Source organism: Halopseudomonas sp. L-58 (genome assembly GCF_056859475.1).
The window spans coordinates 31,548-53,327 of sequence record NZ_JBSXON010000071.1 but is presented as its reverse complement, the minus strand read 5'-3'; the positions used below and the strand labels follow the sequence as shown (position 1 = coordinate 53,327).

Below are 21,780 nucleotides of genomic sequence, written 5' to 3'. Positions count from 1 at the left end.
TGATGCGCCCGCGTACCGCGCTGGACAGTCCGGCAGCGATCCGTCGCTCCGCGATGGACCTGCTGGCGCGGCGTGAGCACAGCTACAGCGAGTTGTTGCGCAAGCTGCGCCAGCGAGGTGCGGCAACCGATGCGGCAGAGATTGAGCTGGACCGTCTGGTCGAAGATGGCCTGCTCAGCGATGCGCGTTTCTGTGAAGCCTATCTGTATGCTCGCAGCCAGCGCGGCTACGGGCCTGCTCGTCTGAAAGAAGAGCTGCGCCAGCGCGGTGTGGCCGAGGCGCTGGTTGAACGGACCCTTGCAGAGTTTGATCAGGACTGGACGGCACTGGCTCGGCGGGTGTTTGCCAAGCGCTTTCCGGAAGGCCGGGCGTCAGACCCGGCCGAGCGCAGCAAACAGCTTCGGTTTATGCAGTACCGGGGCTTTGGTAGTTTTCAGGCTGATTGACGAAGTCGATCAGTGTCCTCAGACCTCCCTGGTCTCGTTCGTTGAAGTCAAAGCACAGACGGGTAAGCTCGCCCAGCTCCGGCTCATCGCTCTCCTGATCGCAGACACCCTGCTGCACAAAACCGCCTGATTTGCAGATATGGCCGAACCGGTCGTCCAGTTGGGCGAGTGCCTGCGCGGTCAGTGGTCGGTTCAGGCGCAGCATGTACTGGTCGTCTACACGTCGAGACGAGTGATAGTTGCTGTAGAAGTCGAGCACCACCTGCATTGCCTGTGCGGGGGATGAACAGGGTGTCAGCAGGTTGATGTCGTCAGGCTTGATGTAGTGATTGTCGATCAGCTGGCTGCGAACGAACTGTAAAAAGGCCTGCCAGTACTGCCCGTCAGGCTGGTCCAGCAGGATGATGGGCACCATCGGGCTCTTGCCGGTCTGCACCAGCGTCAGCACCTCGAGCGCTTCATCCAGTGTGCCGAATCCGCCTGGACAGAGAATCAGCGCGTCCGCTTCCTTGACGAAGAACAGCTTGCGCAGGAAGAAGAACCCGAATGACAGGTCGTGGCTGGTACCATGCACTATGTTATTGGAGCGTTGCTCGAAGGGCAGGGTGATATTGAAGCCCAGGCTGTGATCCAGGCCGGCGCCCTCGTGGGTGGCGGTCATGATGCCGCCGCCGGCACCGGTGATGGCCATGTAATCGTTGGCGGCTAGCTCTTCGCCCATGGCTCTGGCAAGCGCATACAGGGGATGATCAATCGGGGTTCGCGCCGAGCCGAAAACGGTTACCTTGCGGCGACGCTTGAAGATTTCCATGCGCGAAAAGGCCTGCTCCATTTCGCGAATGGTGTGCAGCATGATCTTCGCGTCCCAGCGGTTACGATCCGCCTGGGCCATGCGAATCACGTCGAGCAGCATGTCCCGGTAGAGCGGTGCGTTTTCGCTTTCGGCGGCGCAGAGTTGAATGAGTTCGTCGACCTTGGCCGGGATCTCGCTGCTGCCGGTTTGCCAGTGACGGCTGAGATAGTCCGCCGGGTCGTTGTCTTGCATCGGGCGGGGCCTCACAGGGTCTGGCAGTGGTCGGCAATAAAGCTCTGGGTCAGCACCGGTTGGGCACTCTCCTTGAGCACGAAGTGATAGGTCAGCGTTGCGCCCATGTCGAGCAGACGGCGAAAACGCAGGTCTGTGCAGACGCTCGATTGCAGCTGGCTACGGATAAGCAGCGGGTCTTCCTGCATGCGCTGGGCGTATTCCGGGTCTACCGCCAGACGGTTGATCAGTTCATCGCCCTTGGCGCTGAAGCCCAAGTCGGTGATGTTGCTGTTGATTTCTCGCGGGGTGTTTTCGCTGCTCTGGGCGGCAACCTGTTGCAGGGTTTCCGTCAGGCGAATATCACGCAGCGAGGCTGCCTGAATGGGGGCCGCCAGGCTGGTGGCGAGAAGCAGGGGTAACCAGCGCATTATATTTCTCCAGATCAGATCATCTTGGTGCTGCGACTTCCCTTTCAGACCACGACCCCGGCAACTGGTTCGCAGCGGTTAGCGCGCGGCATGTGCGTCCTTCGACGGCAGCGAATCGGGTAGAATGCTGGCATTGTGATGCAGTAGCTGTCCAGCCTGAGGAAATGAGGATGTCGGAAAAGCCCGGCCATGCGGTCAATCGTCTGCGCGATGAGGCGGTGGCGCGATCCACCCGCCCATTCAAGGCCCGCGGGGCTCGGGTGCAGCGTTGCCCAGGCTGCCAGCTGGCGCGCTGGGCATGTATCTGTGCCGAGCGTCCGCAGCTGGATTGCGCCATCAGCTTCTGTCTGATCATGCATGCCTATGAGCCGCTCAAGCCGACCAACACCGGCCGCCTGATTGCGGACTGCCTGCCGGACACCCATGCCTTTGAGTGGGCGCGGACGGAGGTTGATCCCGCGTTGCTGGCCTTGCTGGCCGACCCGCAGTATCAGCCCTATGTGGTCTTCCCCGGCGAATATGCGCAGCCGGGCCAGCAGGTCTGCGCCGCAATTGAGCCTGAGCCTGGCCGTCGCCCGTTGCTGATCATTCTGGATGCGACCTGGACCCAGGCGCGCAAGATGTTTCGCAAGAGCCCTTATTTGGCCGATCTGCCGATACTGAGTCTGCACACTGAGCGGCTGTCGCGCTACCGGCTGCGTCGTTCCAGCCGCGACGATCATCTATGCACCGTCGAAGTAGCTGCCGCCTGTCTGGCGTTGGCCGCAGAGGAGGTTGCCGCCCGTCAGCTCGATGACTATTTCGATCTGTTCAGCCGGGGCTATATGGATTCCTGCCGCCGCCGGCCTCAGTGATGGCCGGCGGGTTCCTGCTGCACCGCCACGGTCGCCTGCCTGCGTCGATCCAGGTAGATCGGCACCAGCTGGGCGGTGAGCATGCCCGCCAGCATCAATGCGCAACCCAGCAGCCCGCGGGGAGTCAGGGTTTCTCCCAAGATCAGCCAGCCGGCGAGGGCGGCGAACACCGCTTCCAGACTCAGGATAATGGCCGCGTGCGAAGTGATCGCATCCTTTTGTGCGACGACTTGCAGGGTAAACGCCACACCAACGGCGAGAATACCGCCATAGAGGATGGCCGGCAGGGCGTCATGGATGGCCGCAAAGCTGATGGGCTCAAAAACCAGCGCCAGGCTCAGGCTGACGACTGCGCAAACCAGAAACTGGATAAACGACACCAGAATGGGGTCGTAGCGGCTGGCCAGAGCGCCGACCAGCAGCACATGCACGGCCCAGAAGCAAGCCCCGACCAGTTGCAGCCAGTCACCGGGGGCAACGGTAAATTCGGCGGTCACGCTCAGCAGCATCATCCCGACCAGAGCCATCACGGCGCCGGCCCAGGTGCCGCGGTGGGTGCGCATGCCGATAAACAGACCAAACACCGGGACCAGAATAACGTACAGTCCGGTGATGAATCCCGAGTTGGTCACGGTGGTGAACATCAGACCAATCTGCTGCAGGTTGATACCCAGCGTCAGTACCGCGCCCAGCGCAATACTGCCCAGCAGCATCGGTTTGCTCAGTCGTTCGGGGGTGTCGGGTTTGGCGGGCTTGCGCAACAGCCAGATCAGCGGCATTACGGTTACGGCACCGAGCAGAAAACGCAGGCCGGTGTAAAGGAAGGGACCAATATGATCCATGCCCAGGCGCTGGGCCACAAAGGTACTACCCCAGATCAGGGCAGTGATCAGCATCAGGACATCGGCACGGTAATGGCGCAGGTTCATGCTATCAAGCTCGGCAGACAAAACCGCCATTATCCCCGCGACCGCGGAACTGCTGCCAGATACAGCTGCCTGCGCAGACTGTACCGGTACAACATGGCATTGACTGAAACGCCTGTGACTGGCAGTCTCAGCGTGCTTGTCTCAGCCAATAACAAAAATGACTGCCAGGACGCCTAGCATGGGTCTCACCTATGACATCTTGATTGCCGATGATCACCCCCTGTTTCGCAGTGCGCTGCGTCAGGCCCTTCGCGATGGGCTGGGCGAGACCGTCAGCCTGAGCGAGGTAGGCAGCATCAGCGAGCTGCAACAGCGTCTGGCCGAACGAGCCGACTGGGATCTTGTACTGCTGGACCTCAACATGCCCGGCGCCTACGGCTTCTCCGGGCTGGCTCAGATGCGTGGCCAGTATCCGCAAATTCCTGTGATCCTCATTTCAGCCCAGGAAGAACCGACGATTGCGCGCCGTGCGCGTGATTTCGGTGCCAGCGGGTTTATCCCCAAGTCCGCCAGTCTCGAAGCCATCCAGGCTGCGGTGCAGTCTGTGCTCGATGGCAGCGTGTGCTGGCCGCCGGGTATCGACAATCCGCCCGGCATGAGCGACGAGCAGCAGCAGATCAGCGAGCGGGTCGCCAGCCTCACCCCGCAACAGTTTCGCGTGCTGACCATGGTCTGTGATGGCCTGCTGAACAAGCAGATCGCCTACGAGCTGGACGTGTCCGAGGCCACCGTCAAGGCCCACGTCACCGCCATCTTCCGCAAACTCAACGTCCGTACCCGCACCCAGGCTGCGCTTGTGCTGCAGCAGATGGAACTGGCCAGCTAGAGCGTCGCCGAATGCCGGCTACGACGGAAGTCGGCTGGGCAAAGCCGTTTGGCACTGTCAGACTGAAGGTTGTGACACTGTTGCGGGTTGAGCGCGCCTCATGATGCTTTCCGGTGGGCTGGTAGCCTTCATATTTCTGCTGTACATGGCCTTGCTGTTCGTCATTGCCTTTTGGGGTGATCGCAACGCGAGTGTGCTCAAGCCGCGCCTGAGGGTCTGGGTCTACAGCCTGTCGCTGGCCGTCTGGTGTACCAGCTGGACCTTTTTTGGTTCGGTCGGCATGGCGACCGACCAGCTCTGGGGCTTTTTGCCCATCTACCTGGGGCCGTTGCTGCTGTTTCTGTTTGGCTGGCGCCTTTATGCGCGCATGATTGCGATCAGCAAGCAGGAAAATATTACCTCCATCGCCGATTTTATCGCCTCGCGCTACGGCAAGTCGCAAAGCCTGGGTGTTGTCGTCTCGCTGCTGTGCCTGGTTGCCGTGCTGCCGTATATCGCGCTGCAACTCAAGGGGATCGTGCTGGGCTACAGCCTGCTTACCGGCGGCGGAACCGAAGCGGCAACGCCATTGAATGCGTTCGGCGCGGAAGATACCGCGCTGGCCGTCACCCTGGTTCTGGCATTGTTTACCGTGCTGTTCGGGACCCGCAGCCTGGATGTGACGGAGCACCACCGAGGCATGATGCTGGCGATTGCCTTTGAGGCGCTGGTCAAGCTGCTGGCGTTTCTGGCGGTCGGGCTGTTTGTGGTGTTCGGGCTGTTCGGCGGCGCAGCAGACCTGATAACTCAGGCGCGCGCCGAGCCGGTGCTGGAGAGCTACTGGCAGCGCGATACGCCGGTCATCGGCATTCTGCTGCAAACCTCCATCGCGATTTTCGCCTTCATCTGCCTGCCCCGACAGTTCCAGGTCGCTGTGGTGGAAAACAGCGAGCCGGGTGATCTGCGTCTGGCACGCTGGGTTTTTCCGGTTTACCTGCTGCTGGCCGGCCTCTTTGTGGTGCCCATCGCTTTGGCTGGTCAGATGCTGCTTGGCGACGGCATGTCGCCCGATTCCTACGTCATCAGTCTGCCGTTACTACAGGGCAATCCGGTGTTGGCCATGGCTGCCTTCCTGGGTGGTGCCTCGGCGGCATCCGGCATGGTGATCGTGGCGGCGATCGCGCTCAGCACCATGGTCTCGAACGATGTGGTATTGCCGATCCTGTTGCGCAACCGCGTCGGCGCCGAGCATTCCTACGAGCGTTTTCGTGGCTGGTTGCTGAACGTCCGGCGCACCAGCATTCTGATTATTCTGCTGCTGGCCTATGTGGTTTACCGCTTGATCGGCAGCGAGACCAGTCTGGCCAGCATCGGCCAGGTCGCGTTTGCCGCTATCGGCCAGTTGGCGCCGGCGATGTTTGGCGCGCTGTTCTGGAAGCAGGCCAACCGCACCGGCGTGCTGGCGGGGCTGCTGGTCGGGATCGTGCTGTGGCTGTATCTGCTGGTGTTGCCGCTGGTTGGGGCCGGCTTGCATTGGCATACCGACCAGCTGCCGATGATCGAAGTGGTGCGGACCGCCGCCGCGAGCTGGGGCGTGGATGCGCTGACGCTGGCCAGCGTGGTGTCACTGGTATGCAACTTCCTGGTCTTCGTTGCCGGCTCGCTGTTTAGCCGGACGCGTGTGCTGGAACACTGGCAGGCCAGCCGCTTTGTCAGCCAGGACAGCGAGCCCTGGATTGACGGGCCCGGCAAGGTGCTGCTGCGGGTGCGGGTCGACGACCTGCTGGAGCTGGCCTCGCGTTTTGTTGGGGAGGAGCGCGCCGAGGCGGCCTTCAATCATTATGCCCAGCGCCAGGGTGGCAGCCTGCATGGCAGCCAGACTGCACACTCCGGCTGGATTACCCTGACCGAGCGCCTGCTGGCCGGCGTACTGGGCGCTTCGTCGGCGCGGCAGGTGGTGAAGGCAGCGATTGAAGGGCGCGACATGCAGTTTGACGATGTGGTGCGCATCGTTGATGAAGCCTCCGAGGTGCTGCAGTTCAACCGGGGCCTGCTGCAGGGCGCGATCGAGAACATCAGTCAGGGGATCAGCGTGGTTGATAAATCCCTGCGGCTGGTGGCCTGGAATCGCCGTTATCTGGAAATGTTCCAGTATCCGGAAGGGTTGATTGCCATCGGTCGTCCGATTGCCGACATCATTCTGCACAATGCCCGGCGCGGGTTGTGCGGGCCCGGTGACCCGCAACTGCACGTCGACAAGCGCATCGCCTGGATGCAGCAGGGTACGCCGCATCGCTCCGAACGCATGTTCCCTGACGGCAGCGTCATCGAGATCATCGGCAACCCGATGCCCGGTGGCGGCTTCGTCATGAGCTTCACCGACATCTCCGCCTTCCGCGAAGCCGAGCGGGCGTTGCAGGAAGCGAACGAGAGTCTGGAGCGGCGGGTGGACGAGCGCACCCGCGAGCTGTCCCAGCTCAACCAGGCACTGCTGCAGGCGCAGGCCCAGACCGAGCGGGCCAGTCAGTCCAAGAGTCGATTCCTGACTGCCGTCAGCCATGACCTGATGCAGCCGCTCAATGCCGCGCGTCTGTTCTCCGCCTCGCTGGCCCATCAGTCCGACATGCCGCCGGAGGTGGAAGAGCTGGTGCGCCATCTGGACAGCTCGCTGGCGTCCGCCGAGGAGCTGATTTCCGATCTGCTCGATATTTCCCGTCTCGAAGCCGGGCGCATCGTGCCGGAGCTGGGTGATTTTGCCCTCAGTGAGCTGTTTGACCCGCTGCGCATCGAGTTCAGCGCGCTGGCGGTCGAGCAGGGTATTGATCTGCGCATTCACAGCAGCCGGCTGCGGGTGCGCAGCGACATGCGCCTGCTGCGCCGGGTGCTGCAGAACTTCCTGACCAACGCCTTCCGCTATGCCAGTGCTGCGCGGGTGGTGCTGGGTGTGCGCCATCTGCACGGCGCGGTACGGATTGAGGTCTGGGATCAGGGGCCGGGCATCCCGCAGGATAAATTGCAGCTGATCTTTGAAGAGTTTCAGCGACTCGACAGTCACCGCACTCAGGCCGAAAAGGGGCTGGGCCTGGGGTTGGCCATTGCCGACGGTCTGTGCCGGGTACTCGGGCACGAGCTGAGCGTGCGTTCCTGGCCGGGGCACGGCAGTGTGTTCAGCGTTACCGTGCCGCTGGCGAGCATGCCGCGGGCAGTGCGCAGTCGGACGGCCAAGCCCGAGCTGCCACCGCAGTTCGACGGCGCGCCGGTACTGTGTATCGACAATGAGAGCAGCATTCTGGCCGGCATGCAGAGCCTGCTCGGGCGCTGGCAGTGCCGCGTCGCAGTCGCGCGCGACCGGCAGGAAGTTCGGCAATTGCTCGATCAGGGCTTCGTCCCGGAGCTGGTGCTGGTTGATTACCACCTCGATGATGGCGATACCGGCACTCAGCTGATGCTGTGGCTGCGTGACTTGCTTGATGCCGACTTGCCGGGGGTAGTGATCAGTGCCGATGGCCGTCAGGATGTGCTCAGTGAAATCTCGCTGGCAGGCCTGTCGTATCTGCCCAAGCCGGTCAAGCCGGCGGCGCTGCGGGCGCTGATCAGCAGGCACATTGCACTTGCCTAGCATGCGACCGTAACAGTTTGCCGGATGTTGTTTTCTAGCTGTATCTGTCCTGTCGCCCGGCGGCGGGCTAGGCTGCACATCTATATATTCTGATACTGCCCGGCCCGTCTTTACGCCCATGTCTGCCAAAACCAGTGCGCTGCTCTGCGGCGCGCGCGATACCGTTCCCATGCTGATCGGCGCGACGCCGTTCGGTGTCATTTTCGGCACGCTGGCTGTTGCCAGCGGCCTCTCGCTGCCTGCCACCCTGCTGATGTCGGCGCTGGTCTTCGCCGGCTCAGCCCAGTTTATTGCCGTGAGCCTGATCGCCAGCGGCGCCGGGCTGGTTGTGCTGCTGCTGACGACCTTTATCGTCAATCTGCGGCACATGCTCTACAGCGCCAGCCTGATGAGCCATGTCAGCCACCTGTCACAGCGCTGGAAGATTCCGCTGGCGTTCTGGTTGACCGACGAGAGTTTTGCCGTGGTCCAGCGGCACTATCTGGATCCGCAGATCCCGCTGGAGAACAAGCACTGGTACTACCTCGGCTCGTGTCTGGCGATGTACAGCAACTGGTTCCTGTGCACGCTGGTGGGGGCTTTGCTGGGCAACGCGCTGCCCGGTATGGCCGGCTGGGGCCTGGACTTTGCCATGGTCGCGACCTTCACCGGGATCGTTGTGCCGCTGCTGCGCACCCGGCCCATGCTGCTGGCCGCCGTCGTGGCAGGGTTGGTGGCGCTGGTTGCCTGCGATCTGCCGTGGAAGCTGGGCTTGATGCTGGCAGCGCTTTGCGGCGTCAGCGCCGGCGTGCTGGCCGAACGCTGGAGCGCGGCAGCCTCCGTACGGGAGGTGGGCAATGAGTCAGTTTGAAGCGGTACTGCTGCTGGGCATGGGCGTGATCACCTTCGCCATTCGCTACACCCTGTTTGCGGTGGGTCATCGGGTGCGCTTCAGCCCGCTGGTGCAGCAGGCGCTCGGCTATGTGCCGGTCGCGGTCCTGACGGCGATCATTGTTCCGGCTGTCGTCATGCCCGACGGCAACAGCCTGCAGCTGACGCTGGATAACGCCTACCTGGTCGGTGGCGTGGTCGCCGTGCTGATTGCCGCGTTCAGTCGCAACCTGCTGCTGACCATCTTCGGCAGCATGCTGGTGTTCTTCCTCTGGCGCTGGTGGCTGGCGGGCTGATTACCACAGCGAGGCGCGACGGCTGCTGAGGGCGACCAGCATCAGCGCCAGCGCGGCGCAGGAAATGATGCTGGCAAAGCCCAGCACCGTCGGCGCGAAGCCGATCATGTCGCTGACAAAGCCAACGCCCAGCACCACCGACGCCATGGTCAGGTAGGCCATCAGGTAAAACGCCGAGTTGATCCCGCCGCGCTGATCGGCCGGTGCGCTGTTGCTGATCGAGGCAATACCCACCACGCCGGTCGCGCCCGCGCCGCTGGCCGTTGCCAGTGTGGCGAGGGTAAACATCCAGGGCGAGCTGTAGACCACGGCCGCAGCCATCACGCCGAGACCGATGATCAGTGTGGACGGGCCAACCAGCAGCAGGCGATCCAGTGGCTGACGCTTGCAGGCAAACTGGCTTACCCCGGCCATCAGTTGCCAGCCGGCGGCGAACAGGCCGGCCTTGGTGCGATCATCGATGCCGACCAGCTTGGTCGCCAGTGAGGGGCCGAGCGAGGCATACAGGCTGCCGGTGGACCAGGCCAGACAGATCGCCGCGGCAGCGAAGATAAACGCTCCGAGCATCTCCCGCGGCACCTTGATAGTGGTCGGCCGCCAGGCGCGCCACCGAAAGTCCGGGTGGCGCTGGCCGATATCGGCCGGCCAGGGGGCGAGCAGCAGCAGGGCGACCGTCAGGCCACCAAGGGCCAGGGTTACCGCAAACGGCCAGGTCAGCGCTGCATCGCCCAGCCCGAGCATCAGCGAGCTGACGGTCGGGCCGGCAAAGGCGCCAAGGGTAAAGAACAGCGCCGACAGGGTGGCGGCGCGGGTCCAGTTGCCGTCCGGTTCCAGTTCGACCAGTGCCGCCGAGGAGGCGCCGGTCACGATCCCGGTGCCGATACCGGTCAGCACCCGGGCGATACCCAGCCCATAGATATCGCGCGCCAGGATAAACATTACCGCACCGGCCAGAATGAACAGCAGCCCCGGCACCATCATCTGGCGACGACCAATCTTGTCCGACAGTGAGCCCAGGGTTAGCAGGGTGGTCACCACCCCGAGGACATAGATCGAGAAGACAGCGGTCAGCGCCGTGGAGGAAAAGCCCATCTTTGCCTGCCAGACGGCGTACAGCGGGGTGGGCACGTTGCTCGCGAAGATGGTGGTGAAAATCGCCATCAGGGCAGCGATCATCGCCACACGGCGACTCGACGCGGCGCTGCTGGCTGGCGATTGACCTGACATGTTCACGCTCCCCCGGGGACAAAGAGCGAGATTATCGCAAACTCAGCGCCCCAGCGGACAGCCAGTGCGGCCATCACCGTTGCTGATGGGGTGCCGGTTCGGTGAGTGAGCGCGACAACTCCGCAATCGACAGCGGCGTTCTGGCGTCCAGTGCCCGCTCTGCCATCAGGCGCAGCGCCGCCGCATCCGGTCGCCGCTGCGGCCATTGCTCCACCTCGCTGATCAACGCAGTCTCGCCGGTGGCGGGGTCCACGGTGGCCAGGGCAAAGCGGAACGGATGGTAGCCACTCATGCCAAGGCGCAGATCGGTCGCCACCCACTGCCCGTCAATCAGGTCGTAGCGCAGGCGGTCACCGGTAAACCAGCGCAGACGCTGGTCCTGCGGTGATTCGAGCAGTGCCTGTCGGGCCTCGCTGGCGCGGGTCGGCAGCTTGATCAGGGTCAGCGGTTCATGGTCCAGCCAGCCGACCAGCCCTTCGTAGTAGTTGTCGCCGTCGACCGCCATAACCCGCCAGAGCAGGGTGTTGAATGGGGTCGGCGTACTGAAGGTCGCCTGGGGCTGGATACCCTGCTGTGCCAGTGCGGCTTGCAGGTGATGGTCGGCCATCTGCTTGCCGATCAGCGTGCTGCCGAGATACAACGAACTGAGCAGCAGCCCGGCGTATTGCCAGCGCAGGCCGCTGCGGCCCAGCCCGATCACCAGCCCTGCCAGCATCGCCAGCAGCAAGGGCAGGGTGTAGAGCGGGTCAATGATGAAAATACTGGAAATCGCCACCGGCGGCATCGGCAGCGGCCAGAACAGCTGGGTACCGTAGGTGGTGAAACTGTCGAGTAGCGGATGGGTGCAGAGCACCAAAGCCAGGGTGGCGAACAGCCTGCCGCTGCTGTAGCCCGCGTCCGGCCAGCGTTTGCGTATCAGCCAGGTGAGCAGCGCGGCGAGTGTTGCCAGCACGAACAGGGAGTGGCTGAACCCGCGATGGTAGGTCATGTCGGCGACCGCATCGCCGTAGTCGATCAGCACGTCCAGATCGGGCACCGTACCCAGTGCTGCGCCGTAGATCAGCGCCTTGCGGCCCTGCCAGCGGCCGAGCATTGCGCCCTGGATCGAGGCGCCGAGAACGATCTGGGTAACTGAATCCATGGAAAGACTCCGCAGGGTGAGATGCACAGCCTACTGCATCTCGTTGCCCCGCGCAGTCCTGTCACGTTTCCCGATTTTTCAGCTCAGGTCGTGCTGACGATCCAGCTCGATGCACTGATCCAGCAATTCCAGGTAGGCCTTGCGGCTCTTGACCTTGGTCTGGCGGAAGGCAGTCATATTCAGCGCAGCCAGCTCCCGGGCCTTGGCCATGGCTGCCGCTTCCAGCTCCTCGGCCGCGACCACCTTGTCGAGGAAGCCGGCAATGACGGCTTCTTCCGGGCTGAACATTTCGGCGTTGATCACCGCACGGCCAAAGGCGGCTGGCGTCAGGCGGGCACGCGCCAGTTCGATGCCGGCGTGGTGCATGGTCATGCCGATGGCGGTTTCGTTCAGGCCAATCTTGAACGGACCCTCAACGCCCAGTCGGTAATCGGACGACAGCAGCAGGAACGCGCCCTTGGCAATTGCGTGGCCGGTGCACACGGCAACAATCGGGAAGGGGTGAGACAGCATGCGGCGTGACAGGGTTGAACCGGACGCCACCAGCGCCTTGGCCGCATCCGGGCCAGAGGTCATGACTTTCAGATCGTAGCCGCCGGAGAAAATGCCCGGCTTGCCGCTCAGCACCACCACGGCGCGGTCCTTTTCCGCCTGATCCAGCGCAGCGTTAATCGCAGCGATCATGTCGGGCGACAGGGCGTTGACCTTGCCATTATCCAGGCTCAGGTGGGCAACGCCGTCAGCGAAACGATAGGAGACCAGCTCGCTCATCAGAAAGTCCTCACATAGAAAGTCATACGGCATCAGCGCCGCAGCATTAAAGCAGGCAGTTTACCAACTAATTCATGACTGGCGAGTCCGCCAAAGCCGGAGTCACGAGTGGTTGAAAACAATGGAAAAAGGGTTTGCCAAAGCGCCCGCGTTTCGATACATTAGCGCGCCTCGGTAGCAGGGTAACCCGCACGCCGAGATCCGGAGAGGTGTCCGAGTGGCTGAAGGAGCACGCCTGGAAAGTGTGTATACGTTAATAGCGTATCGAGGGTTCGAATCCCTCTCTCTCCGCCAGACAAACGAAAAAGCCCCAGCGCAAGCTGGGGCTTTTTCGTTTGTGCGGTGAACAGACGGACGAGAACCCTCACGGTTCGACCGGAGCCAGCAACGCTGGCGCAGGAACGTCGGAGCGCAGCGACGACGGCCCGAGGCTGGTTCAGCCGAGGGCGAGGCGCAAAGCGCCGAGTAATCCCCCCCTACCAGACAACGAAGGACCTTGGCGCAAGCTGGGGCTTTTTCGTTTGTGCGGTGAACAGACGGACGAGAACCCTCACGGTTCGACCGGAGCCAGCACCGCTGGCGCAGGAACGTCGGAGCGCAGCGACGACGGCCCGAGGCTGGTTCAGCCGAGGGCGAGGCGCAAAGCGCTGAATAATCCATCTGTCTCAGCCAGCCAAGCAACGACCTAGAACCCTGAGAGCTCAGCTTGTTCGCCGGTACCACCTGACAGGCGAGGCGAGCAATCTCAAACCCGCCATCCTCCGCAGCGCCGAAATTCCCGCCTGCATACTCGGTAATCAATCCAGTCAACGCAGATTTCGTTGCATCGAGTGCGTTGCGAGTCGCAGTGCACGCATGTCTGCATCAATATGTTGTTTTCCGTCCCGTCCCGCTGCTGCCGCTCCCACTCCCGAGCCTCGGAGCGCCATAAACCGCTGCATGTCCTGTAACTCCGGATTTGTAATACTCCTCACGAAATGATTTGTATCAACTAAGGTTTGTCTTGGTGGTGATACGTTCAAGCACATCGCCATGCAGATGGCTGACTGTTTCACAGGTTTTGTAGATGGAGTTGCCCTTGCCTGTGCGTCTTTGCAGGGGTGAACACGGATAAGGCTTCATTCCTCTGGAGGTGTCCAATGGACAGCGCACCTGATCGTGAGAAAGGCAAGGGCCAGGATATGGCCTCCCGCTTCCCTACTGCGTATTCGATTCTGTTCCTGCTGATCATTCTGATGGCCGGTCTCACCTGGATCATGCCGGCGGGCAAGTTTGACCGCGAGATGAACGAGGCGGTGGGACGCGAGGTGGCGGTTGCCGGGACTTACCATGAAGTTGAGCCGAATCCGCAGGGCATCGTCGAGGTGATGCTGGCGCCCGGCGCGGGTTTCTATGATCCGGACAGTTATGCGGCCAACGCGATTGATGTGGCGCTGTTCGTGCTGTTTCTGGGCGGCTTTCTCGGTGTGGTGAACGCCACGGGTGCCATTGATACGGGCATCCGGTCGGCGATGGTGCATCTGAAGGGTCACGAGATCTGGATGATTCCGATACTCATGAGCCTGTTTGCCATCGGTGGCACGACCTATGGCATGGCTGAGGAGACGCTGGCGTTCTATGCTTTGCTGATACCCGTGATGATGGCGGCGGGGTATGACTCGGTTACCGGTGTGGCGATCATTCTGATCGGGGCCGGCATTGGTGTGCTTGGCTCGACAATCAACCCCTTCGCGACGGTGATTGCGGCCAATGCGGCGGGTATTCCGTTTACTGACGGGATTATTCCCCGGTTTGTGATTCTGCTGGGCGGGCTGGTGATCTGCATCGCCTACGTGATGGTGTATGCCCATCGCGTTAAACAGGACCCGTCCAGGTCGGCGGTGGCCAAGCAGCTTGAGGAGCACAAGGCCTTTTTCCTCAAGCGTCAGGCGGCTGAGGAGCATAGTGATCACCTGACCGGCATTCAGTCGGTGGTGCTGGTGCTGTTTGCACTGACCTTCGCGGTGATGATCTGGGGCGTTTCATCCCAGGGCTGGTGGATGGCGCAGATGGGCGCGCTGTTCCTCGGGTCTGCAATCGTGATCGGCGTGATTGCACGTCTGGGCGAGAAGGGTCTGACCAGTCACTTTGTCGACGGTGCCAGAGAGTTGCTGGGTGTGGCACTGGTTGTCGGGTTGGCGCGCGGGATTGTGGTGATCATGGAAAACGGCCTGATCGCAGACACCATGCTGCACAGCGCAGCACAGGCGCTGGACGGCATGGGCGGCTTGGCCTTTATCAATCTGATGTTCTGGATCGAGGCGGCGATGAGTTTTCTGGTGCCGTCATCTTCGGGGCTGGCTGTGCTCTCCATGCCGATTCTCGCCCCTCTGGCTGATTTCGCCGGGGTCGGACGTGACCTTGTGGTCACTGCCTATCAGTCGGCCAACGGTCTGGTGAACTTCATCAACCCGACCTTTGCGGTGGTGGTTGGCGGGCTGGCCATCGGCCGGGTGTCCTACGACCGCTGGCTGGCTTTCGTCTGGCCGCTGCTGGTTATTCTGGTGCTGTTCATCACTGCCGTTCTGAGTATTTCCGTTCTGCTGTGAGCGTTTGGCCAATGCAATAGGGAGAAAGGATATGTCTGTTCAAGAGCTGGGCGTTCACTCCGAAACAGGGCGGTTGCGTCAGGTGGTTGTTTGCCGGCCGGGGCTGGCGCATCGGCGTCTGACCCCCGGCAATTGCCAGGAGTTGCTGTTTGATGACGTCTTTTGGGTGAAGCAGGCGCAGAAGGATCACGATGTATTTACCCAGCTGATGCGCGACGAGGGCGTGGAGGTGCTGGACGTCAACACCCTGCTGGCCGAAACCCTCGATAACGCCGAGGCGCGCAGCTGGGTACTCGACCACCGGATTACGGCGGATCAGGTCGGGGTAGGCGCAAAATCCGAACTGGTCAGCTGGATGACAGAGATTCCGAGTGAGCTGCTGGCCAGGCATCTGCTTGGCGGCCTGACCGTTGAGGAGCTGCCCTTTGAGCCTGCGGGGCTGTTCGGCAGTTACATCGGCCATCACGGATTTGTGTTGCCGCCACTGCCGAATGCGCTCTTTACCCGGGACAACAGCGCCTGGATCTACGACGGCGTGGTGGTCAACCCGATGTTCTGGAATGCCCGCCGCCCTGAGACGCTGCTGAATACGGCGATTTACAAGTTCCACCCGAACTTTGCCGGTCGTACCAAGATTCACTGGGGCGACCCGACGGTCGATCACGGGCTGGCGACCCTCGAAGGGGGCGATATCATGCCGGTTGGCAACAAGACTGTGTTGGTCGGAATGGGGGAGCGTTCCTCGCCCCAGGCCGTCGGCCAGCTGGCGCAGGCCCTGTTTGCCGGGGAGGTGGTCGAGCGGGTGCTGGCGTTTCGCATCCCCAAATCCCGCTCGGCCATGCACCTGGATACCGTGTTTACCCTGTGCGGCGGCGACGTGGTGACCACCTTCAAAGAAGTGGCGGATGAGCTGGTGTGTTACGACATTCGCCCGGGAGACGCCCTGGGGGCGCTGGATTTTCGTATGGATCCGCGTCCGATCTTCGAGATCGTGGCCGAGGTGCTTGGCTTCAGCAAGCTGCATGTCGTGCCCACCGGTGGTGACACCGAGGAGGAGCGAGCCCGTGAGCAATGGAACGATGGCAATAACGTGGTGGCGCTTCGCCCCGGCGTGGTCATCGCCTATGACCGCAATGACGATACCAACGCCGAACTGAAGGCAGCCGGCATCGAGGTGCTGGAGATTCCGGGGGCCGAACTGGGGCGCGGTCGGGGTGGCGGCCACTGCATGAGCTGCCCAACGGCGCGCGACCCGGTTTGAACAGGACAGGAGACCACAGACCATGGCATTCAATCTGAAAAATCGCAGCTTTCTGACGCTGCGCGACTACACGCCGAAAGAAATCGCCTTTCTGCTCAAACTGGCGGCCGACCTCAAGGCGGCAAAGTACGCCGGCACCGAACGCCCGGTTCTGCAGGGCAAGGATATTGCGCTTATTTTCGAGAAAAGCTCCACCCGAACCCGTGTCGGTTTTGAAGTGGCCGCCTACGATCAGGGCGCCAGAGTGACCTACCTTGGGCCGTCCGGGAACCATATCGGCCACAAGGAAACGGTCAAGGACACCGCGCGCGTGCTCGGTCGAGTCTACGACGCCATCGAATACCGGGGTTTTGGTCAGGAGGTGGTGGAGACGCTGGCCGCCTATGCCGGCGTGCCGGTGTATAACGGGCTGACTGACGAGTTTCACCCGACCCAGATTCTGGCTGACTTTCTGACCATGCAGGAGCATGTCGACAAGCCGTTGCATCAGGTTGCCTATGCCTTTCTCGGTGACGCGGGCAACAACATGGGCGACAGCCTGCTGATCGGTGGCGCCAAGATGGGGATGGATGTGCGTCTCTGCGCCCCGCGTGCCTGCTGGCCGGAGGAGAGCATTCAGCGTGAGGCCCGGGAGATAGCGGAGCAGACAGGCGCGCGGGTGACCCTGACCGAAAGCGTGGACGAGGCGGTGCGGGGTGTGGATTTTGTCTATACCGATGTCTGGGTCTCCATGGGCGAAGCCAAGGAGAAGTGGGCAGAGCGTATCAAGCTGCTCAAGCCCTATCAGGTCACCCGCGAGGTGATGGAGAAGACCGGTAATCCGCGCGCCTGCTTTATGCATTGTCTGCCTGCCTTTCACAACGCGGAAACCACTGTCGGGGCTGAAATCCAGCGCGAATTCGGCCTCGATTGCATGGAGGTGACAGAGGAGGTGTTCGAGAGCCCGGCATCCATCGTGTTCGATCAGGCGGAAAACCGCATGCACACCATCAAGGCGGTTCTGGTCGCCACCCTCGGAGGCTAGCATGCTGATCGTCGTCGCCCTGGGTGGCAATGCCCTGCTCAAGCGCGGGGAGGCCATGACTGCCGAAACTCAGCGGGCCAATGTGAGCACGGCTGCTGCCGCGCTGGCGGAACTGGTCAGTGAGGGGCATCAACTGGTGATTACCCATGGCAATGGGCCGCAGGTTGGCCTGCTGGCCCTGCAGGGCGCAGCCTACCGCCCCGATGGTGCCGACCCGCTGGATGTGCTGGGCGCCGAGACCGAAGGCATGATCGGCTACATGATCGAGCAGGAGCTGGAAAATGCCATCGACCATCAGAAGCCGGTCGCGACGCTGCTGACCCAGGTGGTGGTGGATCTGGCTGACCCGGCATTTCAAAAGCCTACCAAGTTTGTCGGGCCGGTATACGACAAAGCCGAGGCCGAGCGCAGGGCGGCGGCTGCCAACTGGTCGATTGCGCAGGATGGTGACAAGTGGCGCCGCGTGGTGCCGTCGCCGGCGCCGCTTGAGATTCCCGACCTGTCGGTGCTGAAAATCCTGCTGCGCAACGAGGTGATTGTCATCTGTGCGGGCGGCGGTGGTATTCCGGTGGTGCGCCGGCCCGACGGCAGCCTTGTTGGCGTGGAGGCGGTGATTGACAAGGACGCGGCCAGTGCCTTGCTTGCAGAGCAGATAGACGCCGATGCGCTGCTTTTGCTGACCGATGTTGATGCGATCTATCGCGATTTCGGTACTCCGCAGGCCCGGCGGGTGAGTGCGCTGAGCGTAGCTGACCTCGACGGCATCAACCTGCCGGCGGGCTCGATGTTGCCGAAGGCAAAGGCTGCCGCGCAGTTTGCCGGCACCGGCAAGATCGCCGCCATCGGCCGGCTGGAGGATGCGTCCGGCATTCTGCGTGGCAGCGCCGGGACGCGGATCGGCTGACGAGCCTGTCGTCGCATCGCTGCAGTGAAGGCGTCGGTTAGCGCCAAGGCCGCTGTTCGTTGTGTGCTGTTTGCCCTTCGCCGCCCCTTTGCAGCGCATCAGGTCAGCCACCTTCACCGACGCTTCTGTCCTGATTTCCAACCTTGTTCCCGTTGCCATCTCGGGTAATGATCAGCTTGGCGCGGCAGTGTACCGCGCCCCCGGATTGATCCGGGTCCAATGACAAGGAGTGGGTATGGCGGCGGTTGTGAGTTCGCAGGGTGAATGGCGCAACTGGTCAGGGTCGCAGCGTGCGATGCCCGGGCGCTGGTGGCGTCCGGGCAGCGAGGACCAGCTGGTTGCGCTGTTGCAGAGCTCGAGCGGTGAGGTTCGGGTGACCGGGGCGGGGCATTCGTTCAGTGCGCTGTGCAAAACGGCAGGGAATCTGGTTTCCCTTGAGCATCTGAACGGGCTGGTCTCCCACAACGCTGAACGTCTGACCGCCACCGCGATGGCGGGCACGCCGTTGCATGAATTGGGCTCTTTGCTCTGGCCGCTCGGGCAGGGGCTGATCAATCAGGGCGATATTGATGCGCAGTCGTTGGCAGGGGCGTGCGGCACCTCTACCCACGGTACCGGGTTGGGCCTGGGGTCGTTCTCTGCACTGGTGCGTGGATTGCGGCTGGTGACGCCGAGCGGTGAGGTGATCGACGCTGACTCCTCGCACAATGCGGACATTCTGCAGGCGGGGGCAACCTCGCTTGGTGCGCTGGGCGTGATCACCCGGATTACTCTGCAAAACCGCTCCAGTTATCACCTGGCCGAGCGTGAGTACCTGCTGCCGCTGACTGAGGTGCTGAGCTGTTTTGAGGGGCTTGCGCAGGATAACCGCCACGCCGAGTTTTGGGCGTTTTTCCGCACCGACAGGGCTGTTGTGAAGGTGCTGAACGAGTCAACCGAGCCGCCGACTGCAAAGCCCCGTTTCAATCTGCCCGTCGACAGGGTGCTCGATATCACCTCACGGATTGCCCATGGCGTGGCAGGCGCAGATGCGTTGATGCAGCGGCTGTTGACCGCGCTGCACTCGGAGGTGCGCCGAGTCGGGCGCTCCTACCAGATTTTCCCCAGCCCGCGGGCGTCGCGCTTTAATGAAATGGAATACGAGCTGCCGTTGGCACGCGGACTGGAATGCGTGGAAGAGGTGCTGGCGACGGTCAAGCGTTCATCCTTGCGTACGTTGTTTCCGCTGGAGTACCGCACGGTGGCGGCAGATGAGGCCTGGCTCTCGCCGTTCTACGGGCGTGACAGCGCGTCCATCTCGATTCACCAGCATGTCTGCACGGATTACCGCCCACTGTTCAACCTGGTGGAGCCGATTTTCTGGAAGTACGGCGGGCGTCCCCACTGGGGCAAGCTGCATTCGCTGGATGCGGTGCGACTGGCCGAGCTGTATCCGCGTTGGGATGACGCGAGGCGAGTCCGTGAGCGTCTGGACCCGCAAGGTCGTATGCTCAACGCCCATTTGCGCAAGCTGCTGGTGCTGCCATGAGTACGCATGATGCCTATTTCAGCAGGCTTCAGGCTGCGCTGCAGGCGGAGGGTGAGCTGCTGCCGCGGCTGATCGTCGATCTGGATCGGCTGGATCACAACATTGATCAGGCGGTGGCCTTTGCCGCGCAGGCCGGCAAGGCGTTGCGGCTGGTGGAAAAGTCGCTGCCGTCGTTCCAACTGCTTGATTATATTGCCCGGCGAGCGGGTACCCGGCGGTTAATGTCGTTTCACCAACCCTTTCTCAATCTCGACGCGCAGCACTGGCCGGATGCCGACATCCTGCTTGGCAAGCCGCTGCCGGCGGCGCTGGCCGAACGTTTCTATCAGCTGCATCAGGGTGGGTTTGATCCGCAGCGGCAACTGCAATGGTTGATCGATGCGCCTGAGCGGCTGCAGCAGTATCTGGCGCTGGCGCAGCGGCGCGGGATTCGTCTGAACGTGAATCTCGAGCTGGATGTGGGCCTGCATCGCGGCGGCATTCCCGAGGGGGAGGTCGGTGCAAGGATGTTGGGTGAGATTTTGCGGACGATCGAACAGTACCCGCAGCACCTGGCCTTTACCGGTTTTATGGGTTACGAGCCGCATGTGGCGATGGTGCCGCGCCTGTTCGGATCGCCGGCCCGGTTGCTGGCGCAGGCGATGGCGACCTATCAGGCGCGGGTGGAGCAGGTGCAGCGGGAGGCGCCGGCCCTCTGGGCTCGGGCGTTGGCAGCGGGCGGACAGCCGCCGCTGACGTTGAACACCGCGGGCAGTCCTACCTATCGACTGCACGATCAGGAGCAGCTCAGCAACGAGCTGGCGCTCGGCAGCGGGCTGCTCAAGCCTGCGCATTTTGATCTGCCGAGTCTGGCCGATCACTTGCCGGCGCTGTTTATCGCTACGCCGGTGCTCAAACGTGCGCCTTCGCTGAGCCTGCCCGGGCTTGGTCGTTTGCCCCGGCTGCTGTCTCGTATGTCTGGTCGGGGCCGCGAGGCGATGTTTGTCTACGGTGGCAACTGGCTGGCCGACCCGGTCTCGCCTGGCGGTCTGGCGCCGAGTGCACTTTATGGCAGCAGCTCCAATCAGCAGTTGTTGCTGGCACCCACCACTGCGGCGCCGCAGCTTGATGAGCTGGTATTCCTGCGACCTCGCCAGAGCGAAGCGGTACTGTTGCAATTTGGGGATCTGCTGGCGGTGCGCGGCGGGCGGATCGTCGAGCGCTGGCCGGTGTTTAATGGCTGATTGGCACCGCATGTTTGCGCTGGATCACGTCTGCGATGGCTGGTGCCTGCAGCACTGTACTCGGGCGCTAGCATGAATAAACGGTAAACAGGCCGGCTCGGGATGAGCAGTGAGAGAACAGGGAGCGTTGCATGCGAGCAGATCAGGAGGATCGTCCGCGTCGTTCGGGCGGGGCGGGCGCGTCGATTGGCCGGGTGGCGAGCCGGCTGTTGTGGATTGGGGTGGTATTGTTGCTGGTGCATGTTGGCCGCCCGGACTGGCTGCCCGCTGCGCGTGACCAGCTTGTCGCCGCGCTTTCGCTGGTGCCTGCGCAGGTGTCGGTAACTCATACTCCCGAGGAGGCTCCTGCCAAACAGGCCCCCGCCGAGACGCCGCCGCTGGCAGACTCGCAGACCGCTGCGGGGCAGCAGGTTGCCCCGGTCGTCCGGGCCGAGGCACCCGGCGGGCGCCAGACGTCCTTCAATGACGACAACTATGTGCCCCGGCCGCTGGTGAATGTGATGGAGTCGAGTCATGTTCGCCAGTATGCGCAATCACAGCCGCGACGCATTGAACAGCCGCGTCAGCGTGGTCTGAACGGCACGGGGACTGCCACCTTCTACTGGGAGGATGCCCGTGGTCGGCGCAGCCGCTGGCAAACCGCCTACAGCTATCGCAACAGCCTGATCGATACGGCCAGCTTCTGCAGCAACTATCGCCGCGGCTCGATTGACTACCGCACCTGTCGCAAGGGCGCGAAGGCCTGGCTGGGGGAGCGTTGCGGTAACGGCAACCGGGTGGCAGGGGAGCGGCAGCGCATGTACTGCCATGCCCATAGCTGGTTCGGTCTGTAATCGCGG

At 62.5% G+C, this 21,780-nt stretch carries 19 protein-coding genes and 1 tRNA gene; 14 read left to right on the top strand and 6 right to left on the bottom strand.

Features of this window, described 5'->3' with window-relative positions:
- Positions 1-2: 2 nt before the first annotated feature.
- Entirely contained in the window at positions 3-446 is a 444-nt protein-coding gene (locus AC13EY_RS13060) for a regulatory protein RecX (protein ID WP_482877316.1), read from the top strand.
- Here the strand turns inward: AC13EY_RS13060 and AC13EY_RS13055 are convergent.
- Together AC13EY_RS13055 and AC13EY_RS13050 are read right to left on the bottom strand one after the other, a co-directional pair.
- Positions 406-1,491 (bottom strand): LOG family protein, encoded by a 1,086-nt coding sequence (locus AC13EY_RS13055; protein ID WP_228247331.1) that lies wholly within the window; start codon positions 1,489-1,491, stop codon positions 406-408. The two genes, AC13EY_RS13060 and AC13EY_RS13055, sit on opposite strands and share 41 nt — an antisense overlap.
- An 11-nt stretch (positions 1,492-1,502) precedes the next feature.
- Positions 1,503-1,901: a PA3611 family quorum-sensing-regulated virulence factor gene (locus AC13EY_RS13050; protein ID WP_285677883.1), complete on the bottom strand. Its 399-nt coding sequence runs from the start codon at positions 1,899-1,901 to the stop codon at positions 1,503-1,505.
- Positions 1,902-2,071: 170 nt separating this feature from the next.
- On the opposite strand from AC13EY_RS13050, the gene AC13EY_RS13045 reads away from it, so the two are divergent.
- The gene (locus AC13EY_RS13045) at positions 2,072-2,755 is read left to right on the top strand and encodes a tRNA-uridine aminocarboxypropyltransferase (RefSeq protein WP_088275619.1); all 684 of its coding nucleotides are present in this window, start codon (positions 2,072-2,074) and stop codon (positions 2,753-2,755) included.
- Here the strand turns inward: AC13EY_RS13045 and AC13EY_RS13040 are convergent.
- Entirely contained in the window at positions 2,749-3,684 is a 936-nt protein-coding gene (locus AC13EY_RS13040) for a DMT family transporter (protein ID WP_464383674.1), read from the bottom strand. The genes AC13EY_RS13045 and AC13EY_RS13040 overlap by 7 nt on opposite strands.
- A gap of 178 nt (positions 3,685-3,862) precedes the next feature.
- Here AC13EY_RS13040 and AC13EY_RS13035 point away from each other — a divergent pair, with 178 nt between their 5' ends.
- The 4 genes from AC13EY_RS13035 to AC13EY_RS13020 all read left to right on the top strand — a co-directional run bounded on the left by AC13EY_RS13035 (position 3,863) and on the right by AC13EY_RS13020 (position 9,274).
- On the top strand, positions 3,863-4,510 hold the full coding sequence (locus tag AC13EY_RS13035; protein WP_088275618.1) for a response regulator transcription factor: 648 nt from the start codon (positions 3,863-3,865) through the stop codon (positions 4,508-4,510).
- 100 nt (positions 4,511-4,610) lie between these two features.
- The gene (locus tag AC13EY_RS13030; protein WP_482890419.1) at positions 4,611-8,108 is read left to right on the top strand and encodes a hybrid sensor histidine kinase/response regulator; all 3,498 of its coding nucleotides are present in this window, start codon (positions 4,611-4,613) and stop codon (positions 8,106-8,108) included.
- Positions 8,109-8,226: 118 nt separating this feature from the next.
- Positions 8,227-8,958, top strand: coding sequence for an AzlC family ABC transporter permease (locus AC13EY_RS13025; RefSeq protein WP_482877312.1), 732 nt, complete (start codon positions 8,227-8,229; stop codon positions 8,956-8,958).
- The gene (locus AC13EY_RS13020) at positions 8,945-9,274 is read left to right on the top strand and encodes an AzlD domain-containing protein (RefSeq protein ID WP_228247337.1); all 330 of its coding nucleotides are present in this window, start codon (positions 8,945-8,947) and stop codon (positions 9,272-9,274) included. The genes AC13EY_RS13025 and AC13EY_RS13020 overlap by 14 nt, the downstream gene beginning before the upstream one ends.
- On the opposite strand, the gene AC13EY_RS13015 is transcribed toward AC13EY_RS13020, so the two are convergent.
- The 3 genes from AC13EY_RS13015 to AC13EY_RS13005 form a co-directional block, all read right to left on the bottom strand.
- Positions 9,275-10,501 carry an MFS transporter gene (locus AC13EY_RS13015; protein ID WP_088275613.1) on the bottom strand — a complete coding sequence of 409 codons (1,227 nt, stop codon included), beginning with the start codon at positions 10,499-10,501 and terminating at the stop codon, positions 9,275-9,277.
- A gap of 73 nt (positions 10,502-10,574) precedes the next feature.
- Positions 10,575-11,642: a metal-dependent hydrolase gene (locus AC13EY_RS13010; RefSeq protein ID WP_228247338.1), complete on the bottom strand. Its 1,068-nt coding sequence runs from the start codon at positions 11,640-11,642 to the stop codon at positions 10,575-10,577.
- Positions 11,643-11,720: 78 nt separating this feature from the next.
- Positions 11,721-12,413 (bottom strand): crotonase/enoyl-CoA hydratase family protein, encoded by a 693-nt coding sequence (locus tag AC13EY_RS13005; protein WP_233049207.1) that lies wholly within the window; start codon positions 12,411-12,413, stop codon positions 11,721-11,723.
- A 203-nt stretch (positions 12,414-12,616) separates the two neighbouring features.
- On the opposite strand from AC13EY_RS13005, the gene AC13EY_RS13000 reads away from it, so the two are divergent.
- From AC13EY_RS13000 to AC13EY_RS12965, 8 genes are all read left to right on the top strand, one after another.
- Positions 12,617-12,707: transfer RNA gene (locus tag AC13EY_RS13000), tRNA-Ser, on the top strand.
- Between the two features lie 845 nt (positions 12,708-13,552).
- Complete coding sequence (locus AC13EY_RS12995; RefSeq protein WP_285677982.1) at positions 13,553-15,001, top strand: YfcC family protein; 1,449 nt, start codon at positions 13,553-13,555, stop codon at positions 14,999-15,001.
- 31 nt (positions 15,002-15,032) lie between these two features.
- Positions 15,033-16,262, top strand: coding sequence for an arginine deiminase (locus tag AC13EY_RS12990; protein WP_228247341.1), 1,230 nt, complete (start codon positions 15,033-15,035; stop codon positions 16,260-16,262).
- A gap of 22 nt (positions 16,263-16,284) precedes the next feature.
- Positions 16,285-17,286: an ornithine carbamoyltransferase gene (gene argF, locus AC13EY_RS12985; protein ID WP_482877310.1), complete on the top strand. Its 1,002-nt coding sequence runs from the start codon at positions 16,285-16,287 to the stop codon at positions 17,284-17,286.
- A 1-nt stretch (position 17,287) separates the two neighbouring features.
- Entirely contained in the window at positions 17,288-18,190 is a 903-nt protein-coding gene (arcC, locus tag AC13EY_RS12980) for a carbamate kinase (RefSeq protein ID WP_482877308.1), read from the top strand.
- A gap of 235 nt (positions 18,191-18,425) precedes the next feature.
- Entirely contained in the window at positions 18,426-19,718 is a 1,293-nt protein-coding gene (locus AC13EY_RS12975; protein ID WP_482877306.1) for a D-arabinono-1,4-lactone oxidase, read from the top strand.
- Positions 19,715-20,941: an alanine racemase gene (locus AC13EY_RS12970; RefSeq protein WP_482877304.1), complete on the top strand. Its 1,227-nt coding sequence runs from the start codon at positions 19,715-19,717 to the stop codon at positions 20,939-20,941. Before AC13EY_RS12975 ends, AC13EY_RS12970 begins: the two co-directional genes overlap by 4 nt.
- Before the next feature lie 131 nt (positions 20,942-21,072).
- On the top strand, positions 21,073-21,774 hold the full coding sequence (locus tag AC13EY_RS12965) for a hypothetical protein (RefSeq protein ID WP_482877303.1): 702 nt from the start codon (positions 21,073-21,075) through the stop codon (positions 21,772-21,774).
- Positions 21,775-21,780: the final 6 nt, after the last annotated feature.

What these genes read in the sequence shown, in the direction of transcription:
- AC13EY_RS13060 (WP_482877316.1), top strand. Translation starts at nt 3, where the DNA reads ATGCGCCCGCGTACCGCGCTGGACAGTCCGGCAGCGATCCGTCGCTCC.
- AC13EY_RS13055 (WP_228247331.1), bottom strand. Translation starts at nt 1,491, where the DNA reads ATGCAAGACAACGACCCGGCGGACTATCTCAGCCGTCACTGGCAAACC.
- AC13EY_RS13050 (WP_285677883.1), bottom strand. Translation starts at nt 1,901, where the DNA reads ATGCGCTGGTTACCCCTGCTTCTCGCCACCAGCCTGGCGGCCCCCATT.
- AC13EY_RS13045 (WP_088275619.1), top strand. Translation starts at nt 2,072, where the DNA reads ATGTCGGAAAAGCCCGGCCATGCGGTCAATCGTCTGCGCGATGAGGCG.
- AC13EY_RS13040 (WP_464383674.1), bottom strand. Translation starts at nt 3,684, where the DNA reads ATGAACCTGCGCCATTACCGTGCCGATGTCCTGATGCTGATCACTGCC.
- AC13EY_RS13035 (WP_088275618.1), top strand. Translation starts at nt 3,863, where the DNA reads ATGGGTCTCACCTATGACATCTTGATTGCCGATGATCACCCCCTGTTT.
- AC13EY_RS13030 (WP_482890419.1), top strand. Translation starts at nt 4,611, where the DNA reads ATGATGCTTTCCGGTGGGCTGGTAGCCTTCATATTTCTGCTGTACATG.
- AC13EY_RS13025 (WP_482877312.1), top strand. Translation starts at nt 8,227, where the DNA reads ATGTCTGCCAAAACCAGTGCGCTGCTCTGCGGCGCGCGCGATACCGTT.
- AC13EY_RS13020 (WP_228247337.1), top strand. Translation starts at nt 8,945, where the DNA reads ATGAGTCAGTTTGAAGCGGTACTGCTGCTGGGCATGGGCGTGATCACC.
- AC13EY_RS13015 (WP_088275613.1), bottom strand. Translation starts at nt 10,501, where the DNA reads ATGTCAGGTCAATCGCCAGCCAGCAGCGCCGCGTCGAGTCGCCGTGTG.
- AC13EY_RS13010 (WP_228247338.1), bottom strand. Translation starts at nt 11,642, where the DNA reads ATGGATTCAGTTACCCAGATCGTTCTCGGCGCCTCGATCCAGGGCGCA.
- AC13EY_RS13005 (WP_233049207.1), bottom strand. Translation starts at nt 12,413, where the DNA reads ATGAGCGAGCTGGTCTCCTATCGTTTCGCTGACGGCGTTGCCCACCTG.
- AC13EY_RS12995 (WP_285677982.1), top strand. Translation starts at nt 13,553, where the DNA reads ATGGACAGCGCACCTGATCGTGAGAAAGGCAAGGGCCAGGATATGGCC.
- AC13EY_RS12990 (WP_228247341.1), top strand. Translation starts at nt 15,033, where the DNA reads ATGTCTGTTCAAGAGCTGGGCGTTCACTCCGAAACAGGGCGGTTGCGT.
- argF (WP_482877310.1), top strand. Translation starts at nt 16,285, where the DNA reads ATGGCATTCAATCTGAAAAATCGCAGCTTTCTGACGCTGCGCGACTAC.
- arcC (WP_482877308.1), top strand. Translation starts at nt 17,288, where the DNA reads ATGCTGATCGTCGTCGCCCTGGGTGGCAATGCCCTGCTCAAGCGCGGG.
- AC13EY_RS12975 (WP_482877306.1), top strand. Translation starts at nt 18,426, where the DNA reads ATGGCGGCGGTTGTGAGTTCGCAGGGTGAATGGCGCAACTGGTCAGGG.
- AC13EY_RS12970 (WP_482877304.1), top strand. Translation starts at nt 19,715, where the DNA reads ATGAGTACGCATGATGCCTATTTCAGCAGGCTTCAGGCTGCGCTGCAG.
- AC13EY_RS12965 (WP_482877303.1), top strand. Translation starts at nt 21,073, where the DNA reads ATGCGAGCAGATCAGGAGGATCGTCCGCGTCGTTCGGGCGGGGCGGGC.